Source organism: Leucobacter sp. 1207-22 (genome assembly GCF_052850455.1).
In genome coordinates this window covers 443,894-462,214 of sequence record NZ_VXCR01000001.1, presented here as the reverse complement: position 1 = coordinate 462,214, position 18,321 = coordinate 443,894, and the positions used below count along the sequence as shown (strand labels likewise).

Here is an 18,321-nt window from a genome sequence, read left to right as displayed (position 1 = left end):
TCCGAGAGGTACGATAGACGGGTGATTACCCGGCTCAGCTCATTCTTTCTGAAGACCCTCCGCGAGGACCCTGCAGACGCAGAGGTCGCCAGCCACAAGCTCATGGTCCGTGCAGGATACATTCGTCGCCAGTCGCCGGGTGTATTCGGTTGGATGCCTCTGGGCTTGCGTGTTCGTCGCAAGCTCGAGAACATCATCCGTGAGGAGATGAACGCAGCGGGTGCGCACGAAGTGCACTTCCCTGCGCTGCTGCCGCGTGAGCCGTACGAGGCAACCGGTCGTTGGGAAGAGTACGGTGACGCGCTCTTCCGCCTCCAGGATCGCCACGGTGCGGACCACCTGCTTGCTCCCACGCACGAGGAAGCCTTCACCACGATGGTGAAGGACATCGTCTCGTCGTACAAGGAGCTGCCGGTCACCCTGTACCAGATTCAGGATAAGTACCGCGATGAGGCTCGTCCCCGCGCAGGCCTGCTGCGCGGTCGCGAGTTCACCATGAAGGACGCATACTCGTTCGACGTCTCGGACGAGGGCCTTGCTGCGAGCTACGACAAGATGCGCGACGCGTACGAGCGCATCTTCAGCCGCCTCAACCTGAACTACGCAATCGTTGCGGCTGATGCCGGTGCGATGGGCGGATCACGAAGCGAAGAGTTCCTGCTCCCGATCGAAATCGGTGAGGACACCTTCGTGCGCTCGGCTGGCGGCTACGCGGCAAACGTTGAGGCCTACCAGACTCCGGTTCCCGCAGAAATTCCCTTCGACGGTCAGCCTGCTCCGATCGTCTACGATTCGCCGAATACCCCGACGATCGACACCCTCGTCGCGCACACCAACGCTGTGCTCGCTCGTGAGGACGGCCGTGAGTGGACCGCTGCCGACACGCTCAAGAACGTTGTGCTCGCTGTGACGGATCTCGAGGGCAATCGTGAGGTCGTTGTTATCGGCCTGCCCGGTGACCGCGATGTCGACATGAAGCGCGTTGAGGTCGCCTTCCCCAACTGCGAGGTTGAACCCGCAACGGCCGACGATCTCAAGAAGCATCCTGGCCTCGTCCCTGGCTACATCGGCCCGTCACTCGACGGCGCTGCTGTGCTCGGTGAAGAGGGTTCGACTGGTGTTCGTTACCTGCTTGATCCCCGTGTAGTTTCGGGCACCTCTTGGGTGACCGGTGCAAACATCGCTGAGAAGCACGTTGCGTACCTCGTTGCAGGCCGCGACTTCACCGCTGACGGTGTTACAGACGTTGCAACGGTTCGCAACGGCGATCCCGCACCTGACGGCTCAGGCCCCATCGAGACTGCACGCGGTATGGAGATCGGCCACATCTTCCAGCTCGGTCGTAAGTACGCAGAAGCGCTCGGCGCCAAGGTGCTCGACGAGAATGGCAAGCTTGTCACGGTCACCATGGGTTCGTACGGCATCGGCGTCACCCGCATCATGGCGATCCTCGCTGAGCTCAACCACGACGACCGCGGCCTCATTTGGCCTCGCGAGATCGCTCCGTTTGACGTGCACGTTGTCGCAACGGGCAAGGATCCCGCGATCCAGGAGATCGCGACCGAGCTCGCAGAAAAGCTCGACGCAGCTCGCATCGAGGTCATCTTCGATGACCGCCCCAAGGTCTCGCCAGGCGTAAAGTTCGGCGATGCCGAGCTGATCGGTGTGCCTCGCGTTGTCGTGATCGGACGAGATGCAGCTGAGGGTTTCGCAGAGGTCTGGGATCGTGCCGCTGGCACCAAGGAAAAGGTTGCTATCGCTGACGTGCCCGCACTGTTTGGTGCGTAATACGTCATTCACGTTGTAGTTTCAGCCAGGTCTCTGGCTTGGGAGCGCGCTTGCCCTTCGGGGTGAGCGCGCTTTTGCGTTTCTGCGTGTGTTTGCTTGGTTGGCGTGCGTTGATTTGTGCCCTGCCTGAGTGAGATTGGCGGATCATTGTGGCCAGGCCCTTGAAATGAAGGGTTTCTCCCGAGAAGGCAAGTTTCATGCGCCAAGAATTGGGATTTTGAAGAGAAAGTGTCGTTTTCGGTGCCTTTGGCCCCCGCTACGCGCAGGAATGGTGCTGCTCTGAGCTGTTCTGCGCTGCGCACAAAGCTGAGCGTGCACGAGATAAGGCCAGTTATCCACAGATTTGAGTTCGCCGCTTCAGACAGCACTGGTTTCTACTAACGTCATGGATATCAGCACTACTCCCTGGCGGGGATGGCACGAGAGAGCTGCTGAAGCACCACCCTGGTGCGACACCATTTTGGCTGACGGGGGCGTTGCCAAACCATTTGAAAGGAACGCCCCATGGCAAACGTCACAATCTCCTACGATGAGCTCAACGCTGCGGCTGGTCGGCTCGATGCAGGTAAGACCGAAATCATCGGCAAGCTGAGGGAAATGCAACAGCAGATCCAGTCACTCGTGTCCTCGGGGTTCGTTACGGACAGCGCGTCTCAGCGCTTTGAGTCCTCCTATGCCGAGTACACCGCATCGACGAACACCGTCGTTGAGAAGCTCACCGAAATCCGTCAGTTTGTTCTGAGCGTTGCGCAGGCGCATCAGGAGATGGACGCGCAGATCGCATCTCGCATTCAGTAGTCCCAACTTTGTGGGGTCGCTGACGCTGCAAGCCGTTGAACTGTGGGCGGCGGTGTCGGCGACCCCAATCGTGATTGTGAATGACAATTTCTTCCACCTGGAGGTACTGAATTGGTGCTACTCAACATCGGGCTGAACGACCTAACAGAAGCAGCAAACAAGCTGGTCTACGGCGGTAATCTCATGGTGCAAAACAACGTTGCCCGGCCCCAAGACCTGGCGGCCGGCGTAACCGGAATTGGCCATGAAATTACAAGATTCCTTCTTGGCTTGCAGGTCGCTCGTGCTGCACTTGCTGACGCCGCGAAGACAACTCACAGCGATATTCGCGGGCTGTGCGGGGAGCTGACCTCGCTAGACAAGGAATTTGCGGGTGTGCTTGCGACGGGATTTGCTTTGCGGGGTGACGGGAAGTGAGCATCGTGCTTCCAAACATCCGTCAGCATCTCGGTGCGTCACCCATCAGCGGCGGTACGGCAGAGCTAGAGGCGGTACGGAAGTTTATTGCCGATGTTGAACGCGACACATCAGGGTATGACTCCGCCGTGCGCTCCGCAGCAGAATGGCTTTCACACCAAACATCGGAGGCCGTTGATCGACTTCGAGTCCGGCTGCAGGAAACACTTTCAGCCGGTGCACAACGTGTAGTCGCTACTGCGAATGATGCGAAGACCGGATTAGCCTCCTACGCTGACGAGATCTCAGTCATCCACCGTGAGGCACGTGCTGTCATGATCGACACCGAAATGGCATTCTCCTCGATCCGCACCGCTGAGGCGAAGCTCTCAGAGATTGCTGACGAAATTGGCAGAGTTGGTGCTGTGCCGCGGTATTGGAACGAGGTTCCCACACCATTTCCACCTCCTTTGCTCGATTCTCGCGGTGATGCAATGGACACGGCGGCCAGAGAAGCCATGATCTCCCACATACGCAACATGTACGAGTACTCCTGGACGGCTGCCACCAACGAATGGAAGCAAGCCATCGAAGTTGCGCTCAATGCACCACAAAAGTGGGGTGCGCTGTGGGAACGAAGGCGAAGCTCAGAAGACAAGTTGCGGAGTTCGCTGCGAGATACGCCGGTCGGGCATCTGTCAGTGCTTAGCGGGAACTCGTCGAGTGTAGGCGCGAAGAGAACAATCGCACTTGGGCTCACGGGAGAGATCAGGGGTGTGAAAAGTGAGGGCGCAAACTTTGAGATTCAACACCATTTGTTTGAGAATCTGTTCGGCACTCGTGTCCCTGATGACTGGTGGGAATCACCACCGGCGCCAGATCAGGTAGCTGGATGGTGGTCTGCGCTCGAGCCAGCACAAAGGGACCTGCTGATTACCGAGAGATCCCTGCTCATCGGCAACCTTCCGGGGCTGCCGTTTGAGGTCCGGGACCAAGCAAACAGAGAAACACTTCGAAGAATTGCGGCAAACCCTGCCGGTATCTCGAGTGATGTTGCAAGGCTGCTTTCAGGCATTCAACTGGCAGTGGACAGAGAAAACAATGTTGAGATCGGTGATGTTGATCGTCAAGTTGTCTCGTTAAATATTTATGCAGACACGGTATGCGCCTCTCTCAGCTACGGTGACCTGGATCAGGTCGAACGCATTACCTGGCTGGCTGCTGGAATGGAAAGTGATGCAGCCGCCGCAATTCGTACTTGGGATGATGCCAGTCAGAATGTGCATACGGTCCAGAGTCGAATTTTGGGTGCAGCAGGGAAGCATGCGGTGGTGCTTTGGCTGGGGTATGACACTCCCAAACTTGCTGATGTTGCGACTTCCAAAGGAGTCTTGAGTTCCTCGAAGGCGGAGCGGGGCTCTGTACGTTTTGCAGCGGAACTCGATGGGGCTTTCGAATCGAGGAAGGCATTTACGGCAGGCTTACCTGTCATGAACGTAGGCGCGCACTCATACGGCGTGAACACCGCTGCGATTGCACTGACTCGCACGAAGTATCCAGTGGATTCGTTTACTTCGTTTGGAAGTGCGGGGGTCGACACATCGTTTGTCCCGGAAATTCGTGCGCTCAACGTTAAGGATCGAGCACCTGGCCAACCCGCTGTGTTCGCGGTGCACGCAAATGACGATCTGCTGGCTTCTACAGGAGCAATGCTATCGGGCCGAAAGACATTTGACGATCATGCGCAAAGGGTTATTGGATCCGCAGGTCCGCGGAGCATGCCTGGAGTTTTGATCTTCTCTGCTGAAGGCGATAACAAGCAAGGTTTTACAGAGACGGATGGTCACTCTGTCATTGGTGAGGCCGGTGCAACCAGAATCGCAGGCAGTTCGGCCACCGTCGGGCATGGGTATTTGGATCTTGGAACTCAATCGCTCGAGTCATTCGCGCTCATCACTTCACGTCCAATTGGCACAGACACGTTCGATGGATTTAGCGAATCTATCGGCAAAAGATGAACGAAGGGAATGCAATTTGAAACTCAAGCAATACAGAGGCATCTCGATCTTCAGCATTCTTGCTCTGCTCCTCACGGGGTGCACGTACTCGGAGGACATTTCGATTTGGCGGAGTGGAGCGACCACGGTCGAATCGCGACGGTGGATCGGGGCGCAACTCGATGCTGTGATCAACGCAAGTGGAACCTCAGCCTCGTGGAAGAACTATGAAGGTTCCTCCGTCATGGAGTGGTCCGACGAACGTGAGGCACGCGCTCGGCTACTCAACGGCTTAGGGGTCGGATATTGCCGTAATGAAACCCCGGATGACATTGATGGGAACCAATCACGTGTGGTCCTAAAAAACAGCGATAGCGGAAACGGGGCACCTGTTGTGGCATTGCGGGTTGCAGCGCTGTTATCGAGTGACGGCTGGGACGTGCACCTTTCACCGGAAACTGAGGCTGATGACTGGAGCGTGCGTGCATCTAGAACTGACCGGGCACGAGTGATTCTGAGCGCCTTCCCCTATGGCCTCTCGCTGATTATTGACGCCCCCTGTTCGTCCAGGCCAGTGCACTACGGCGGCATCGACCGGGATACTGTGCCGAGTGTCTTGGAGCCAGTCTTGGAGGAATTTCGAAGACTCCCCGCTACCAAGGAAGAACGTGCTGTTTGGAGCCCGATGCAGAGGGATCCAGCTGAACCACAAGAAGAACTCGATCTCGACGAAGAAACGAAGCGATGACGAATCGATCTAAAGCTTGGAGATCCGCGCTGACCGTCCTCATGTGCGCGAGCGCGCTGATGATCACCGGCTGTAGCGTCAGCACAGAAGCCAAAGACTCTCGTTGGCCTACCGACTCCGAACTCGTGGATCTCAGACGCTGGATGGGCCTCACCTATGATCAATTGGTTTCGGCCACCGGCGTTGGTACTGGGTGGACCGTGACTTCCCCAAACGGTGATGTTGCTTGGGACGGAGAGCCCGAGAACAGACTGCTTGCGCTTGATGCGCTTCGCCCAGTTGCGTGTGAAGTGCGTGATAACGAGCGTGAGAGCAGAAACCGTCTCCACGAGAAACTCACATTGACTGGGACTGACGTTGACTACGTAGAATCCGCGGAACGCATGTTCGCGTACCTTGATGCAGATAGCTGGCTCGTCGTGTTCTATGACGAGCCAACGCCAGGTGAGTGGGAGTACGAAGCCACAGTAAACGGAGAGGCAACCATCACCATTCACGTTAGCGAAGAGTCACTTTTTGCGACGGTGGAATCACCTTGTTCCTCAGCCCATTCGATGCTGAATCTCAAGGGCCTCGACAGACAGCCAAGCGTGATGGATGCCGAGTGGTGGCAAGGCATGCGGACATGAGCACCGTCGCCGCGAGCTGGAGTACGAACCAGTGAAACTCCACGTGACCACGGTGATGCCTGACGGCTCACCACGCGACGTCAGCATTGAATGTGTGGCGACAAGTACGGTCTCGGATGTCGCTTCTGCACTGGTGCGAGCCGGCGTGACCGGGAATCCTGAGCTGGAAAAGATCGCACTTTACGGAGCTGCTCCGTTGACCCTGAGTGTGCGTGTGGCTGGGCAAGCACGGGAGTGGATCTGTGATCCACACTCCCTCATAGGCCGTGCAAGCAACGTAATGGGGGCGACGATACGACCGGTCCTGGAACAAGCTGTCCAGCCGGACGCAGTGAGAGAGATTCAGCCTGTCGGGGAAATTGAGGTGCTCTGCGGTGAGCAACACGGTGCGAAGTTCAGTCTTGTACCAGGGACGAACACGATTGGGCGTGATTCAGGAAACCGGATCCGTCTGCTCGACCACAGCGTCTCGCGAAGGCACGCCCTACTGGAAGTGCGCGACACAGGGCATATTGAGCTTCGCGACCTCGGCTCTGCCAATGGCCTTTTCATCTCAAACAGGCAGGTCGACGTCTTCCCCGTGGACGCTGCTGTCACGGTTGATGTCGGTGTGGTCAAGCTACAAATAACACCTTGGGGAGCGCACTCAGAGGGGCAACGAAGAGTTGAGCCGGGTGCACATGTGTGTTGCCCCAGAGTCGAGCCGCGGTTCCCCTCTTCAGAGCGTGAACTACCTCCCGCACCGAAGCCACCTGAGCCTGTTCGAATTCCAACAATTGCGTTGATTGCTCCCGTCCTGTTCGGAGGGGCGATGTTCGCATTCACAAAGTCACCTCTCAGCCTCGTCATGATGGCTCTCTCTCCGCTCATGATGTTGGGAACCTGGCTCGACAATAAGTCGACGAGCAATCGCAAATTTCTCCGGCAGACCAAGCAGTTCGTTGATGAGCTTGCAATCGAGAAGCGGGAACTACAAGCTCTCTCAGCCGACGAAGTGGAAACCAGAAATGAGGAACATCCGGGGAATAAGGCGACCGAACATGCCGTTGCCGTTCGAAACCAACTCCTGTGGTGCCGACGATCTGAGCATGAGGCGTTTCTGACCGTCAGACTCGGAGAAGCAACACTGCCGAGTCGAACACAAGTGAGATTGCCGACGAGAAACGAGGCGACCTCAGAATCGTGGGGTCAGCTCAAGACTGTAGCCGCTGCGTACGGCACAGTTGGACCAGTTCCCGTCGTAGAAAAGCTCACCAGATGTGGAGCTTTAGGCATTGCAGGCGAGTTATCGACTGCGAGCCGAATGACACAGTCCTTAGTGACCCAGCTCGTCACGCTGCATTCTCCGCTTGAAGTTGGAGTGGTGAGCTTTGTCGATGCACAGATCGCAGAGGATTGGTCTTGGTTGAAGTGGATTCCGCACACTCGATCAGCTGAATCTATGCTCGGGCACTGGCCCCTAGCTGAACTCGGGGACGGTACGACGGAGCAGGCAACACAAGTTCTCATTGCCGCAGTAGAAGAGTTGATTGAGTACCGGGCCGGTTCGAACACATTTGGCGCCAAATCCAGCCAATTTCAGCCACTAATCGTGTTGGTGCTTGGTGAACCGAGATACGCCCGAGCGAGGCTTATCGGGATCGCAGAGCGCGGACCCAGCGTCGGCGTTCATGCAGTCTGGATGGCTGACAGTCCCGCCAAACTGCCAGGCGTATGTCGAACTTTTGTGACGGCAGACGAACAGGGAACCCGCGTCCACTTTGTGCATGAACACCAGGTGGTCGTGCTCACCGGCATAGAACGCACGGAACCCCAGAAGGCGCACACTATTGCGCGGATGCTTGCGCCCGTTGTGGACGCTTCTGAGATCGACCGGGTCAGCGCTGAATTGCCAGCCAGGGTGAACCTCAGTGCTGTCATTCCGCAAGATATCTTGAGCGGGCCTTCGCCGATACAGGTCGCATGGCAGCTCTCGGGGAGCTTGCGAAGATGCAGAGACAACCAGGGATTCGGGCAGACCGTTACGCTCGCCGCAACGGTAGGGCAAGGTTCCGCGGGGCCGGTCAGCATCGATCTAAAAGCGGACGGCCCCCATGCCCTCGTCGGCGGGACCACTGGCGCAGGGAAGTCGGAGTTCCTACAGACCTGGATCATGAGCTTGGCCGCCACGGTGAGTCCCGAGCGGTTGAACCTCCTGCTTGTTGACTACAAAGGTGGGGCAGCATTTGCTGAGTGCGTGGAACTCCCGCACACAGTGGGGCTTGTGACCGACCTCAGCCCGCACCTGGTGCGGAGAGCCCTCACTTCCCTCAGAGCTGAGCTGAGGAAACGGGAAGAACTCCTCGCCGAATATGGCGCAAAAGATCTCGCCGTGTTGGAACGCGAGGGGAACTCAGCTGCACCGCCGGCGCTGGTCATAGTGATAGATGAGTTTGCTGCGTTAGCAGCAGAAATCCCAGAGTTCGTTGATGGGGTGATCGATATTGCCCAACGTGGAAGATCACTGGGACTGCACCTCATCATGGCGACGCAGCGACCGGCAGGTGTCATCAACGACAATCTCCGCGCGAATACCAATCTACGAATTGCGCTCCGAATGGCTGACGAATCAGATAGCAGAGACGTGATCGGAACAACAGAGGCCGCCTGCTTTCCGCCAGAAAATCCCGGCCGGGCGATGGTCAAGACTGGACCAGGTCGAGTGACCCACTTCCAGAGCGGGTATCTTGGCGGGGTCGCAACCGATGATGACAAACCAGAGATCATCATTCGCTCCTTTGGAGTGAGTGAAGGAGCGCCATGGCCGATACGTCCTGAGGAACGGCAGTCACGGAAAAGTCGGCAGCAGACACGAGATATCGAACGACTTCGGGATGCCATCATCGATGCGGCCAGGGCAGAGGCGATGCCAGCACCAAGACGTCCGTGGCTTGACGAACTTCCCACCCGGTTGACGCTTCAACAGCTTCACCAGTTGAGAGAAGCTGAATCGGGGCTGCAGCAATACCTACCTGGTGATGAGCCAGTCATTGGTCTGTGCGATGACCCAGCACAGCAGGCGCAGTATCCGATCGCTGCGCACTTTGAATCTGACGGGAACATCGTTATTTATGGGGCGAGCGGCACGGGAAAAACTACAACGTTGATCGCGCTCGCCGCAGAGCTGAGCGAGGCAGACAGCGGAACACCAGTTGAAATCTACGGGATCGATGCGAACAACGGTGGGCTAGCAGCAATCGCAGTATTACCAACGGTCGGGGCAGTGGTGCCACTACACGATGAGGAACTGGTGGAGCGGACATTGCGTCGTCTCACAGAGTACGTTGCCAAGCGGGGGAGTCAGTTCGCCGCTGCGCGAGCGGCATCACTCACTGCCTATCGAGCTGTAAATCCTGCGGATCCAGTGTCCCGGGTGTTCCTATTCGTGGATGGGATTGCGGCGTTCCGGCAAGCTGCCGAGCGTGAGAGTGAAACCGCCAAGCTGATGGATGCGCTTGGCGAAATCATGATGCATGGACGTGCGGTGGGGGTTCACGTGGTGTTGACCGCGGATCGGCCAGCAAGCATGCCGCACCGGCTTGCTGCACACGTGCAGCAACAGTTCACCCTTCGTCTCGCACATGCGATCGATTACGCGGCCGTCGATGTGAAGGGTGATGTATTTGAAGACGCCGGACCTGGGCGTGCGTTGGCAGCGGGGGACACCCGGCTGATCCAGTTCGCCCTGCCTGCAGCGGCATCCGACCTCCGGGAGCTTGACGACGAATTGCAAGGGCGAGCTGCGCAATTGCTGGCCAATGGTGTCAAGCCCGTAGCCACGGTGCAAAAGGCTCCGGTGCATCTCATGCTTGATGCCCTGCATAAGTGGGCAGCGCGCGCCTCGAGCTTGACGGAGCGGTTAGGAGTCGGATTGCGAGTGCGTGACCTATCCCTCGCGAGGATCCCGGCGCGGGGGCTGGTGGTTGTAGCCGGTGGAAGCGGGCACGGAGCCACAGAAGCGGCGCTCACATGCACTGCTGTTGCCTCGGCAGCGCATGTGAGCGAACCACAAGAAAACGTGCTGCTTACATTTGCACAGCCCGGGTTAGCAAGTCGGTTCCTATGGGACCGAGTCATTACGGGTGCCGACGAGATCGCAACTGCCGCGCGAAGCCTCGCAGATTGGTGCGCAGCTGACCAAGCCGGTGTGAGGCGAATCATCGTGGTTGAACGATCCGCGCTTGCAGAAGGAACCGCCGCGCTGGCTCCGCTCGCGGCACTCTGCCAGGCAGCCAAACGAGCTCAGCACGCCAATATATTGGTGATTTGTGAGTTTGAATGCGGATCCGCGGGCGGAATCTGGGAGCTCGCGCAAGCGGTGAAGCATCCGACCTGGGGTGTGCTGCTGCGACCGGACGAGAACGAGATGCAACAGCCCTTCGCTGGACTGGGCCGCGTGCCGAAGGAGGAGTATCCACCTGGACGGGGAATTGTGATTGAAGATGGCAAGTCCTATGCGGTGCAACTCGCCCGTACGGGCGAAAAAGATGAGTGATCAGGCCAATAGCAGCCTGGTGCGGTAGACTGAACGATCTGCTCTGATGCTGTGATGCATCCGAGCAACATCTGAATAGACATTTGAATATTTCATAGGAGGCCACGGTGAAGATCGAACTCGTCACTCTGCGACAGATCGAGCGCGAGAAGGAAATTCCCTTCGACGAGCTGGTCGAGATCATCGAACAGGCAATCCAGCAGGCTTACCTGCGTCACGCAGAAAACCAGAAGCTCTCCGTCCCCGACGAGCGCGACGTACGCGTGATCCTGGACCGCAAGAGCGGCGAAATCTCGGTGAAGGTTCCCGAGGTTGACGCAGACGGTAACGTCATCGGTGAAGCGTTCGTGACCGCAGATGAGTTTGGCCGAGTGGCGTCAAGCGCGGCAAAGCAGGTTATCAATCAGCGTCTCCGCGACCTCTCTGACGACGCGGTGCTTGGCCAGTTCAAAGACAAAGAAGGCCAGATCCTTTCTGGTGTGATTCAGCAGGGCCCGAACCCTCGCATGATCCACGTTGACCTTGGCGAGGTTGAAGCAATCATCCCTCCTGAGGAGCAGATTGCAGGCGAAGAATACGCACATGGCTCACGCATTCGCGTGTATGTCACGAGCGTTTCAAAGGGTCTTAAGGGCCCCCAGGTCACTGTCTCGCGCACCCACCCGGGTCTTGTACGTCGTCTCTTCGAGCGCGAAGTTCCTGAGATTGGCGAGGGCCTCGTTGAGATCGTTTCACTCGCCCGTGAAGCAGGTCACCGTTCGAAGGTTGCTGTCCGCGCGAAGCAGGCGGGCATCAACGCAAAGGGCACCTGCATCGGTGAAATGGGCAGCCGCGTGCGCGCTGTCATGAGCGAGCTCGGCGAAGAGAAGATCGACATTGTTGACTACTCGCCCGAGCTTCCCCGCTTCGTGGCAAACGCGCTCTCGCCTGCAAAGGTGACCGACGTGTTCATGCTCAACGAATCGCTCAAGCAGGTTCGTGCACTTGTTCCCGATTTCCAGCTCTCGCTGGCAATCGGCAAGGAAGGCCAGAACGCCCGACTCGCAGCAAAGCTCACGGGCGCGAAGATCGACATCCAGCCAGATTCGATCATGAACGACTAACAAAACGCATTTTCCTGAGGCCGCCACGCGTAGGCGCGCGGTCTCAGGAAAGTCAGGGTTCTCGGGCTGGTCTGGGCATTCATCGTCCCAGACCAGCCCCAGTTCCCGAGCCTGAATGCATGCACTACGGAAGCTGGTAAGATGGACGCGGTTCGAACATGCGTCGGATGTCGCGCTCGTGCGGAGCGCGATGTACTTCTGCGGGTTGTAGTAGACGGGGGTCAGCTCATAGCTGATGACCGCGCAGTACTTCCCGGCCGCGGAGCATGGGTACATCCCACCGCGAAGTGCTTGAGCCAGGCAGTGCAACGTCGTGCTTTTGTGCGTGCGTTGAAAGTGTCCGGGCAACTAGACACAACACCCCTAGAGAACAGGCTGAAAACGCTGATGGATAAGTAATGAACGGCTCACGATGAAGCCCGTCCGTTAATAATGGTTCTCGCCTGTCTGGGCGTGAACCCAGACAGGAGAAAAGTGGCAAACCCACGCGTAAGCGAGATCGCCAAGAAGCTCGGCATCGAAAGCAAGACTGCTGTTGATGTTCTGAACAACGTACTGAACGAATACGTAAAGAGCCCGTCTTCAACGATCATGCCCCCCACCGCTCGTAAGCTCACGGCTTACGTCGGCGAGCATCCAGAGCTCGTAAAGGCACCGGCAGCAGATGCTGCTGACGAGAAGCCTGCTGCGCCCAAGGGTGCAGCAAAGCCCGGCGCTCCCAAGCCCGGACCCAAGCCTGCAGCGAAGCCCGCTGCAGAAAAGGCTGAGAAGCCTGCTGCGCCCAAGGCGGCACCGAAGGCAGCGGCTGCAAAGCCCGCAGCTGAGAAGCCTGCCGCTCCCAAGGCAGCAGCTCCCAAGGCTTCTTCGCCAAAGCCCGGCGCACCCGCGCCGAAGGCTCCCGAAGCAAAGCCTGCTGCTGGTAAGCTAGCAGCAGCAAAGGGTGGTGCTCCGAAGCCCGGTGCTCCGAAGCCCGCAGGCCCGAAGCCCGCTGGACCCCGTCCGGGTAATAACCCGTTCGCGTCGAGCCAGGGTATGGGCATCCCCCGTCCTCCCCGCCCCGGTAACAATGCCTTCTCGGGCAACCAGGGTGGCGGCGAGCGTGGTGGCAACCGTCCGAACCCGGGCAACATCCCACGTCCCGCACAGCGTCCCCAGGGTGGCGGCCAGGGTCGTCCCGGTCGTCCCGGTGGCGCAGCTCGTCCCGGTGGCGCAGGTCGTCCCGGTGGCGGCGGCGGATTCAACCGTCCCGGTGGTGGCACCGGCGGTGCACCAGGTGCAGGTGGCGGCTTTGCTGGCCCCCGTCCCGGTGGTGGATTCGCAGGTCGCGGCCGTGGCGGTCGTGGTGCTGGCACCGCAGGTGCATTCGGCCGTGGCGGCTCTAAGAGCAAAGCACGTAAGTCGAAGCGGGCAAAGCGCGCAGAATTCGAGATGCGTCAGGCGCCGTCGATTGGTGGCGTCCAGGTACCTCGTGGCGACGGAACCACTCCGATTCGCCTGCGTCGTGGCGCTTCGCTCTCGGACTTCGCAGACAAGATCAACACCAGTGCTTCAAACCTGGTGACGATTCTCTTCCACCTTGGCGAGATGGCTACGGCAACGGAGTCGCTTGACGAGGCAACGTTCGAGATCCTTGGCGACGAGCTGGGCTACAAGATCCAGGTTGTTTCGCCCGAGGACGAGGATCGCGAGATCCTCGAAGGCTTCGATATCGATATCGATGCTGAGCTCGAAGAAGAGGGCGATGACGTCCTTGAGAAGCGTCCCCCGGTTATCACCGTCATGGGCCACGTTGACCACGGTAAGACGCGTCTGCTTGACGCGATCCGCCGTGCAGACGTCGGCGGCGGCGAGGCTGGTGGCATCACCCAGCACATTGGTGCTTACCAGGTGCACACCACTCACGACGGCAACGATCGTGCACTCACCTTCATCGATACCCCGGGTCACGAGGCGTTTACCGCTATGCGTGCCCGTGGTGCTCAGGTCACCGACGTTGCAATCCTCGTGGTTGCAGCAGATGACGGCATCATGCCGCAGACCATTGAGGCGCTCAACCACGCGCAGTCGGCAGGCGTTCCCATTGTGGTCGCTGTAAACAAGATCGATAAGGAAAGCGCGAAGCCTGACCAGGTTCGCCAGCAGCTCACCGAGTTCGGTCTCGTTCCTGAGGAATGGGGCGGCAACGCAATGTTCGTTGACGTTTCGGCGCGCAACAACATTGGCATCAACGAACTTCTCGACGCTGTTCTGCTCACCGCAGACGCAGGTCTTGACCTCCGTGCGAACCCGAACAAGGCAGCACGTGGCGTCGCGATTGAGGCGAAGCTGGATAAGGGTCGCGGTGCGGTTGCTACCGTCCTGATCCAGTCGGGTACTCTCCGTGTTGGCGATGCAATCGTTGCGGGTACCGCATACGGTCGCGTTCGTGCCATGGCAGATGAGAACGGCGATGCTGTTCTCGAAGCGACTCCGTCACGTCCGGTCCAGGTTCAGGGCCTTTCGAGCGTTCCCCGTGCAGGCGATAACTTCATCGTTACCGCTGAAGACCGCACCGCACGCCAGATCGCTGAGAAGCGTGAAGCTGCAGAGCGCAACGCAATGCTCGCTAAGGCACGCAAGCGCCTCAGCCTCGAGGACTTCACCAAGGCACTCGAGGACGGCAAGGTTGATTCGCTCAACCTCATCATCAAGGGTGACGTTTCGGGTGCTGTTGAGGCACTTGAAGAGTCGCTCATGAAGATCGAGGTCGACGAGTCGGTTCAGCTCCGTATCCTCCACCGCGGTGTTGGTGCGATCACCGAGTCCGACATCGACCTTGCAACGATCGACAACGCAATCGTCATCGGCTTCAACGTGCGCCCAGACGTCAAGGCACGCGAGCGTGCACAGCGCGAGGGTATCGACGTTCGCTTCTACAACGTCATCTACAACGCGCTTGATGATATTGAGGCGTCGCTCACTGGCATGCTCAAGCCTGAGTACGAAGAGGTCCAGTCGGGTGTTGCAGAGATCCGCGAGGTATTCCGTTCCTCGAAGTACGGCAACATCGCAGGTGTTATCGTTCGCAGCGGTGTCATCACTCGTAACGCGAAGGCACGTGTCATCCGCGAGGGTGTCGTGGTCGCAGACGGACTCGCTATCGAGTCGCTGCGTCGCTTCAAGGACGACGTCACCGAGGTGAAGGTTGACTTCGAGTGCGGTATCGGACTCGGCAAGTTCAACGACATCCAGGAAGGCGATGAAATCGAGACCACTGAGATGGTTGAGAAGCCACGCGGCTAATACCCGCGAGCTCCCGATACGGGGCGCGGATCGACACAGACCCGCATCCCTGAATCGGCTCGATTGAAACAGCAGAGGGCTTGGCCCGGCACTACGCCGGACCAAGCCCTCTGCTGTTGTTTCTGATGGTGATCTTGAGCGCGTGGATGGGGTGGGCTTCTGGGGCGTTGCTTCTGCGCATGCCAATTTCGCGACCCTGGTCTGTGTCATCACGCAGTCGAACGATCCACGTGGACAAGCCTGCGTATCGGCACGGGCGGCTGGGTGCTGCCAGCGTCACGTCAGTGTCAGCCCGACGACTTCGAATATGGCCTCACTAGTGGAAGTCCGGCGAAGCCTTCGAGATCCGCGCCCATACATACACAAAAAGGGGCTGCCCGCCGAACTGGTGAGTTCGACGGGCAGCCCCTTGAAGCGCGTGTGTGAGCTACTTCGTTGATACGAAGCGGCGACCCTCAGGCTTCGACGGGAAGATCGTCAGCACGAGGTAGGCGATGCTTGCGAGCCAGCCAACGTAGTTGACGACCGGAATCATCGATGCCAAGTTCAGGAGCCAGAGCGTACCAGGCAGGTTCGCGTCGTGCAGACGGCGCCACCCAATCGCGATGCTCGGGATGATCGTTGCGAGCGTGAACAGACCAACGAGAATGCCACCGATAACGGCGAGCACGACAGTGCCACCGCCAGCGACGACAGCAGCGTTGTTTCCGTACTCCGAGCCGAACGCTGCTGCGGCAATTCCTGCGAAGCCAATGAACATCAGAATCGCGGGGATGAGGCCCACAAGGAAGAGGAAGAGTTGCGCGTACCAGTACTCGCTGCGTGAGGCACGTCCGCTGAAGTTCACGTAGTTCTTGAAGAAACGACGAACTGCATCACCGAATGAAGCGCCGTACAGCGGGCGGGTGAGATCGTCAGCGTTGACTGCGCCGTCGAAAGGCTCGCCCGGTCCGGGGAGCGGAAGCTGCTGAGGCGCCGCGTACTGCGGAGCTGCAGGCTGCTGTGGTGCCGCGTACTGAGGCGCCGCGGGCTGCTGCGGTGCAGCAGGCGGGACGGGCGGAGTCGACGGCTGCGCAGCGTTGTTTGCTGCCTGCTCGTTCGGGTCAACCGGGGGTTCGGGGAAACTCATGATCCTGTCGCTTTCGGTAATCTTGGGCCTTCTGTGGACTGCCCATGTACTTTCAGGGTATGACATCACAGCCAAGTGCGCGAGGGATGTGACACATTGACGCCATTTTGTGAACTTTCTTGGTCAGGAACAGGGCAGCGCCAGACCCCAAGAATCGCAAGATCCTCTAAAGTGGAGGTATGAGTAATCCACGTGCCGGAAAAGTTGCCGAGCGCATTCACCAGATCATCGCGCGTCGGCTGGAGAAGGGGCTGCGGGATCCGCGCCTTGGTTTCGTGACGATCACCGATGTGCGAGTGACCGGAGATCTGCAGCACGCGAGCATCTTCTACACCGTCTTCGGTGATGATTCGTCACAGGCTGACACAGCTGCTGCGCTGAAAGCCGCAACTGGCATGCTTCGCAGCGAAGTTGGCAAGCAGCTTGGCACTCGCCTGACCCCGTCGCTTGAGTTCATTCACGACGAGCTTCCTGACACTGCGCAGCACATGAACGAGCTGCTCGCTGAGGCGAAGCGCCGTGACGAAGAGGCCGCTGCGCTCGCGCAGGGCGCTTCGTATGCGGGAGAGGCTGATCCATACGAGAAGCCACGCGATGCCGATGAAGGTGAATCTGCTGGCTTCGACGAGGATGCGTTCTTTGCAGCGGCAGACGACGATGACGAGGACGACGAGCGCTAGAAGATAGCGTCTCAAGCGCGAGCCTGGTGCTGCGTCACTGGGTGCACGCGAGCTTGGCTCTCATGTCGCGCTCCCGTGCGTGAGCGTCGTGCTCCCATGCGTGAAACGGCCCCTTTCTAACAAAACTAGGTGTTTCTGACGGCAGAAACGTACCTTTTTGTCAGAAAGGGGCCTTTTCACGTGGTTGACACTCAACTTGGGCGCGAGACGGACCCGAAACCGGCGCGACATCGACCTGGCCCAACCTGACCCAACGCAACCCGATCTCGCCTTCTACGGCAGCCGTACCTTCCCGTCATATTCAACAATCAGTCCGTCTGCAATGAGTGAATCGTAAGCCCGCTGGGCCTGATCGGAACGAGCGCCAGAATCGACACCGCCAGAACCAACACCGCCACGACCAGCACCGCTTTCGACCCCAGCCACAATCGCTGCTTCTCGCGTGAGCGGGCCTGCGGCAGCGCGCATAGCCGCCATGATGAGTCCTCGCACTTGGCGATCGCTGCCCTCGAACTTGGCTTGCTTCGGACGTTTGACGGGAGCATTGTCGGGGAATCCGGATCCGCGCCATTCACACAGCTCTGCGATCGGGCATGCTGAGCACGCTGGCTTGCGCGCGGTGCAGACGATAGCCCCGAGTTCCATGGCTGCAGCGTTGAAGACTGCCGCTTCGCGATGATCTGAGGGAAGCAACGCAGACATGTCCTCAAGGTCACGCGCCGCAGGCATGCCCGCGGCAGCAATTCCGTGTACCGCGCGCGCGATCACCCGTCGCGTATTGGTATCGACAACAGGTTCGGGGGCGCCAAATGCAAAAGCAGCAACCGCGCGGGCTGTGTATGGTCCGATACCAGTGAGGGACAACAACACATCGACGTCGTGCGGCACTACGTCATTGTGCTCGGTCGCGATCTGGGTCGCAGCCTTGTGGAGCCAGAGCGCGCGGCGGGGGTAACCGAGTCGTTTCCATGCGCGCACCGCTTCGCCAGGAGCATCGGCCGCAAGGTCTGATGGCTTCGGCCAGCGGCTCATCCATTCTTCCCAGTGTGGTATCACGCGCTCGACCTGGGTCTGCTGCGACATAAACTCCGACACAAGAATGCCCCAGGCAGAGGTCGATGGGTCACGCCACGGCAGATCGCGAGCATTCTGCCGGAACCACTCGTTCAACACCTGAGTCATCTCTTGCGCAGCCATCCCTCCAAGTGTAATCAAGGTGCCGTGCAGGGCCGCAGCT

At 58.9% G+C, this 18,321-nt stretch carries 14 protein-coding genes and 1 pseudogene; 12 read left to right on the top strand and 3 right to left on the bottom strand.

The genetic code is table 11. From position 1 onward, the window contains the following. Positions 1-21 precede the first annotated feature (21 nt). Positions 22-1,788 carry a proline--tRNA ligase gene (locus FW756_RS02085; RefSeq protein WP_446428522.1) on the top strand — a complete coding sequence of 589 codons (1,767 nt, stop codon included), beginning with the start codon at positions 22-24 and terminating at the stop codon, positions 1,786-1,788. A 4-nt stretch (positions 1,789-1,792) separates the two neighbouring features. Here the strand turns inward: FW756_RS02085 and FW756_RS02080 are convergent, their stop codons facing one another. Beyond that, a complete protein-coding gene (locus tag FW756_RS02080) occupies positions 1,793-1,987 on the bottom strand; it encodes a hypothetical protein (RefSeq protein WP_446428521.1) in 195 nt (64 codons plus the stop codon). 305 nt (positions 1,988-2,292) lie between these two features. On the opposite strand from FW756_RS02080, the gene FW756_RS02075 reads away from it, so the two are divergent. From FW756_RS02075 to infB, 10 genes and pseudogenes are all read left to right on the top strand, one after another. Beyond that, positions 2,293-2,586 (top strand): WXG100 family type VII secretion target, encoded by a 294-nt coding sequence (locus FW756_RS02075; protein WP_446428520.1) that lies wholly within the window; start codon positions 2,293-2,295, stop codon positions 2,584-2,586. 114 nt (positions 2,587-2,700) lie between these two features. Next, positions 2,701-3,003, top strand: coding sequence for a hypothetical protein (locus FW756_RS02070; protein ID WP_446428519.1), 303 nt, complete (start codon positions 2,701-2,703; stop codon positions 3,001-3,003). 314 nt (positions 3,004-3,317) lie between these two features. After that, the gene (locus tag FW756_RS02065) at positions 3,318-5,000 is read left to right on the top strand and encodes an alpha/beta hydrolase (RefSeq protein WP_446428518.1); all 1,683 of its coding nucleotides are present in this window, start codon (positions 3,318-3,320) and stop codon (positions 4,998-5,000) included. Between the two features lie 16 nt (positions 5,001-5,016). Next, a complete protein-coding gene (locus FW756_RS02060; protein WP_446428517.1) occupies positions 5,017-5,727 on the top strand; it encodes a hypothetical protein in 711 nt (236 codons plus the stop codon). After that, positions 5,724-6,356, top strand: a complete 633-nt coding sequence (locus FW756_RS02055) for a hypothetical protein (protein WP_446428516.1) — start codon at positions 5,724-5,726, stop codon at positions 6,354-6,356. Before FW756_RS02060 ends, FW756_RS02055 begins: the two co-directional genes overlap by 4 nt. Next, a pseudogene (locus tag FW756_RS02050) lies at positions 6,325-6,975 on the top strand (FHA domain-containing protein); the annotation flags it as partial. The gene FW756_RS02055 and the pseudogene FW756_RS02050, both read left to right, overlap by 32 nt. Positions 6,976-7,167: 192 nt before the next feature. Next, complete coding sequence (locus FW756_RS02045; protein ID WP_446428732.1) at positions 7,168-10,890, top strand: FtsK/SpoIIIE domain-containing protein; 3,723 nt, start codon at positions 7,168-7,170, stop codon at positions 10,888-10,890. A 107-nt stretch (positions 10,891-10,997) separates the two neighbouring features. Further along, positions 10,998-11,993: a transcription termination factor NusA gene (nusA, locus tag FW756_RS02040; protein ID WP_446428515.1), complete on the top strand. Its 996-nt coding sequence runs from the start codon at positions 10,998-11,000 to the stop codon at positions 11,991-11,993. Between the two features lie 141 nt (positions 11,994-12,134). Continuing rightward, positions 12,135-12,392, top strand: a complete 258-nt coding sequence (locus FW756_RS02035) for a YlxR family protein (RefSeq protein ID WP_446428514.1) — start codon at positions 12,135-12,137, stop codon at positions 12,390-12,392. A 75-nt stretch (positions 12,393-12,467) separates the two neighbouring features. Continuing rightward, the gene (infB, locus tag FW756_RS02030) at positions 12,468-15,275 is read left to right on the top strand and encodes a translation initiation factor IF-2 (RefSeq protein WP_446428513.1); all 2,808 of its coding nucleotides are present in this window, start codon (positions 12,468-12,470) and stop codon (positions 15,273-15,275) included. A 427-nt stretch (positions 15,276-15,702) separates the two neighbouring features. On the opposite strand, the gene FW756_RS02025 is transcribed toward infB, so the two are convergent. Then, positions 15,703-16,404 (bottom strand): DUF805 domain-containing protein, encoded by a 702-nt coding sequence (locus FW756_RS02025; RefSeq protein WP_446428512.1) that lies wholly within the window; start codon positions 16,402-16,404, stop codon positions 15,703-15,705. A gap of 179 nt (positions 16,405-16,583) precedes the next feature. Between FW756_RS02025 and rbfA the strand changes: the two genes are divergently transcribed. After that, positions 16,584-17,084: a 30S ribosome-binding factor RbfA gene (gene rbfA, locus FW756_RS02020; RefSeq protein WP_446428511.1), complete on the top strand. Its 501-nt coding sequence runs from the start codon at positions 16,584-16,586 to the stop codon at positions 17,082-17,084. Positions 17,085-17,357: 273 nt separating this feature from the next. On the opposite strand, the gene FW756_RS02015 is transcribed toward rbfA, so the two are convergent. Beyond that, the gene (locus FW756_RS02015; RefSeq protein ID WP_446428510.1) at positions 17,358-18,281 is read right to left on the bottom strand and encodes an A/G-specific adenine glycosylase; all 924 of its coding nucleotides are present in this window, start codon (positions 18,279-18,281) and stop codon (positions 17,358-17,360) included. Positions 18,282-18,321: the final 40 nt, after the last annotated feature.

What these genes read in the sequence shown, in the direction of transcription:
- FW756_RS02080 (WP_446428521.1), bottom strand. Translation starts at nt 1,987, where the DNA reads ATGAAACTTGCCTTCTCGGGAGAAACCCTTCATTTCAAGGGCCTGGCC.
- FW756_RS02075 (WP_446428520.1), top strand. Translation starts at nt 2,293, where the DNA reads ATGGCAAACGTCACAATCTCCTACGATGAGCTCAACGCTGCGGCTGGT.
- FW756_RS02065 (WP_446428518.1), top strand. Translation starts at nt 3,318, where the DNA reads ATGATCGACACCGAAATGGCATTCTCCTCGATCCGCACCGCTGAGGCG.
- FW756_RS02055 (WP_446428516.1), top strand. Translation starts at nt 5,724, where the DNA reads ATGACGAATCGATCTAAAGCTTGGAGATCCGCGCTGACCGTCCTCATG.
- FW756_RS02045 (WP_446428732.1), top strand. Translation starts at nt 7,168, where the DNA reads ATGTTCGCATTCACAAAGTCACCTCTCAGCCTCGTCATGATGGCTCTC.
- FW756_RS02035 (WP_446428514.1), top strand. Translation starts at nt 12,135, where the DNA reads ATGGACGCGGTTCGAACATGCGTCGGATGTCGCGCTCGTGCGGAGCGC.
- FW756_RS02025 (WP_446428512.1), bottom strand. Translation starts at nt 16,404, where the DNA reads ATGAGTTTCCCCGAACCCCCGGTTGACCCGAACGAGCAGGCAGCAAAC.
- rbfA (WP_446428511.1), top strand. Translation starts at nt 16,584, where the DNA reads ATGAGTAATCCACGTGCCGGAAAAGTTGCCGAGCGCATTCACCAGATC.
- FW756_RS02015 (WP_446428510.1), bottom strand. Translation starts at nt 18,281, where the DNA reads ATGGCTGCGCAAGAGATGACTCAGGTGTTGAACGAGTGGTTCCGGCAG.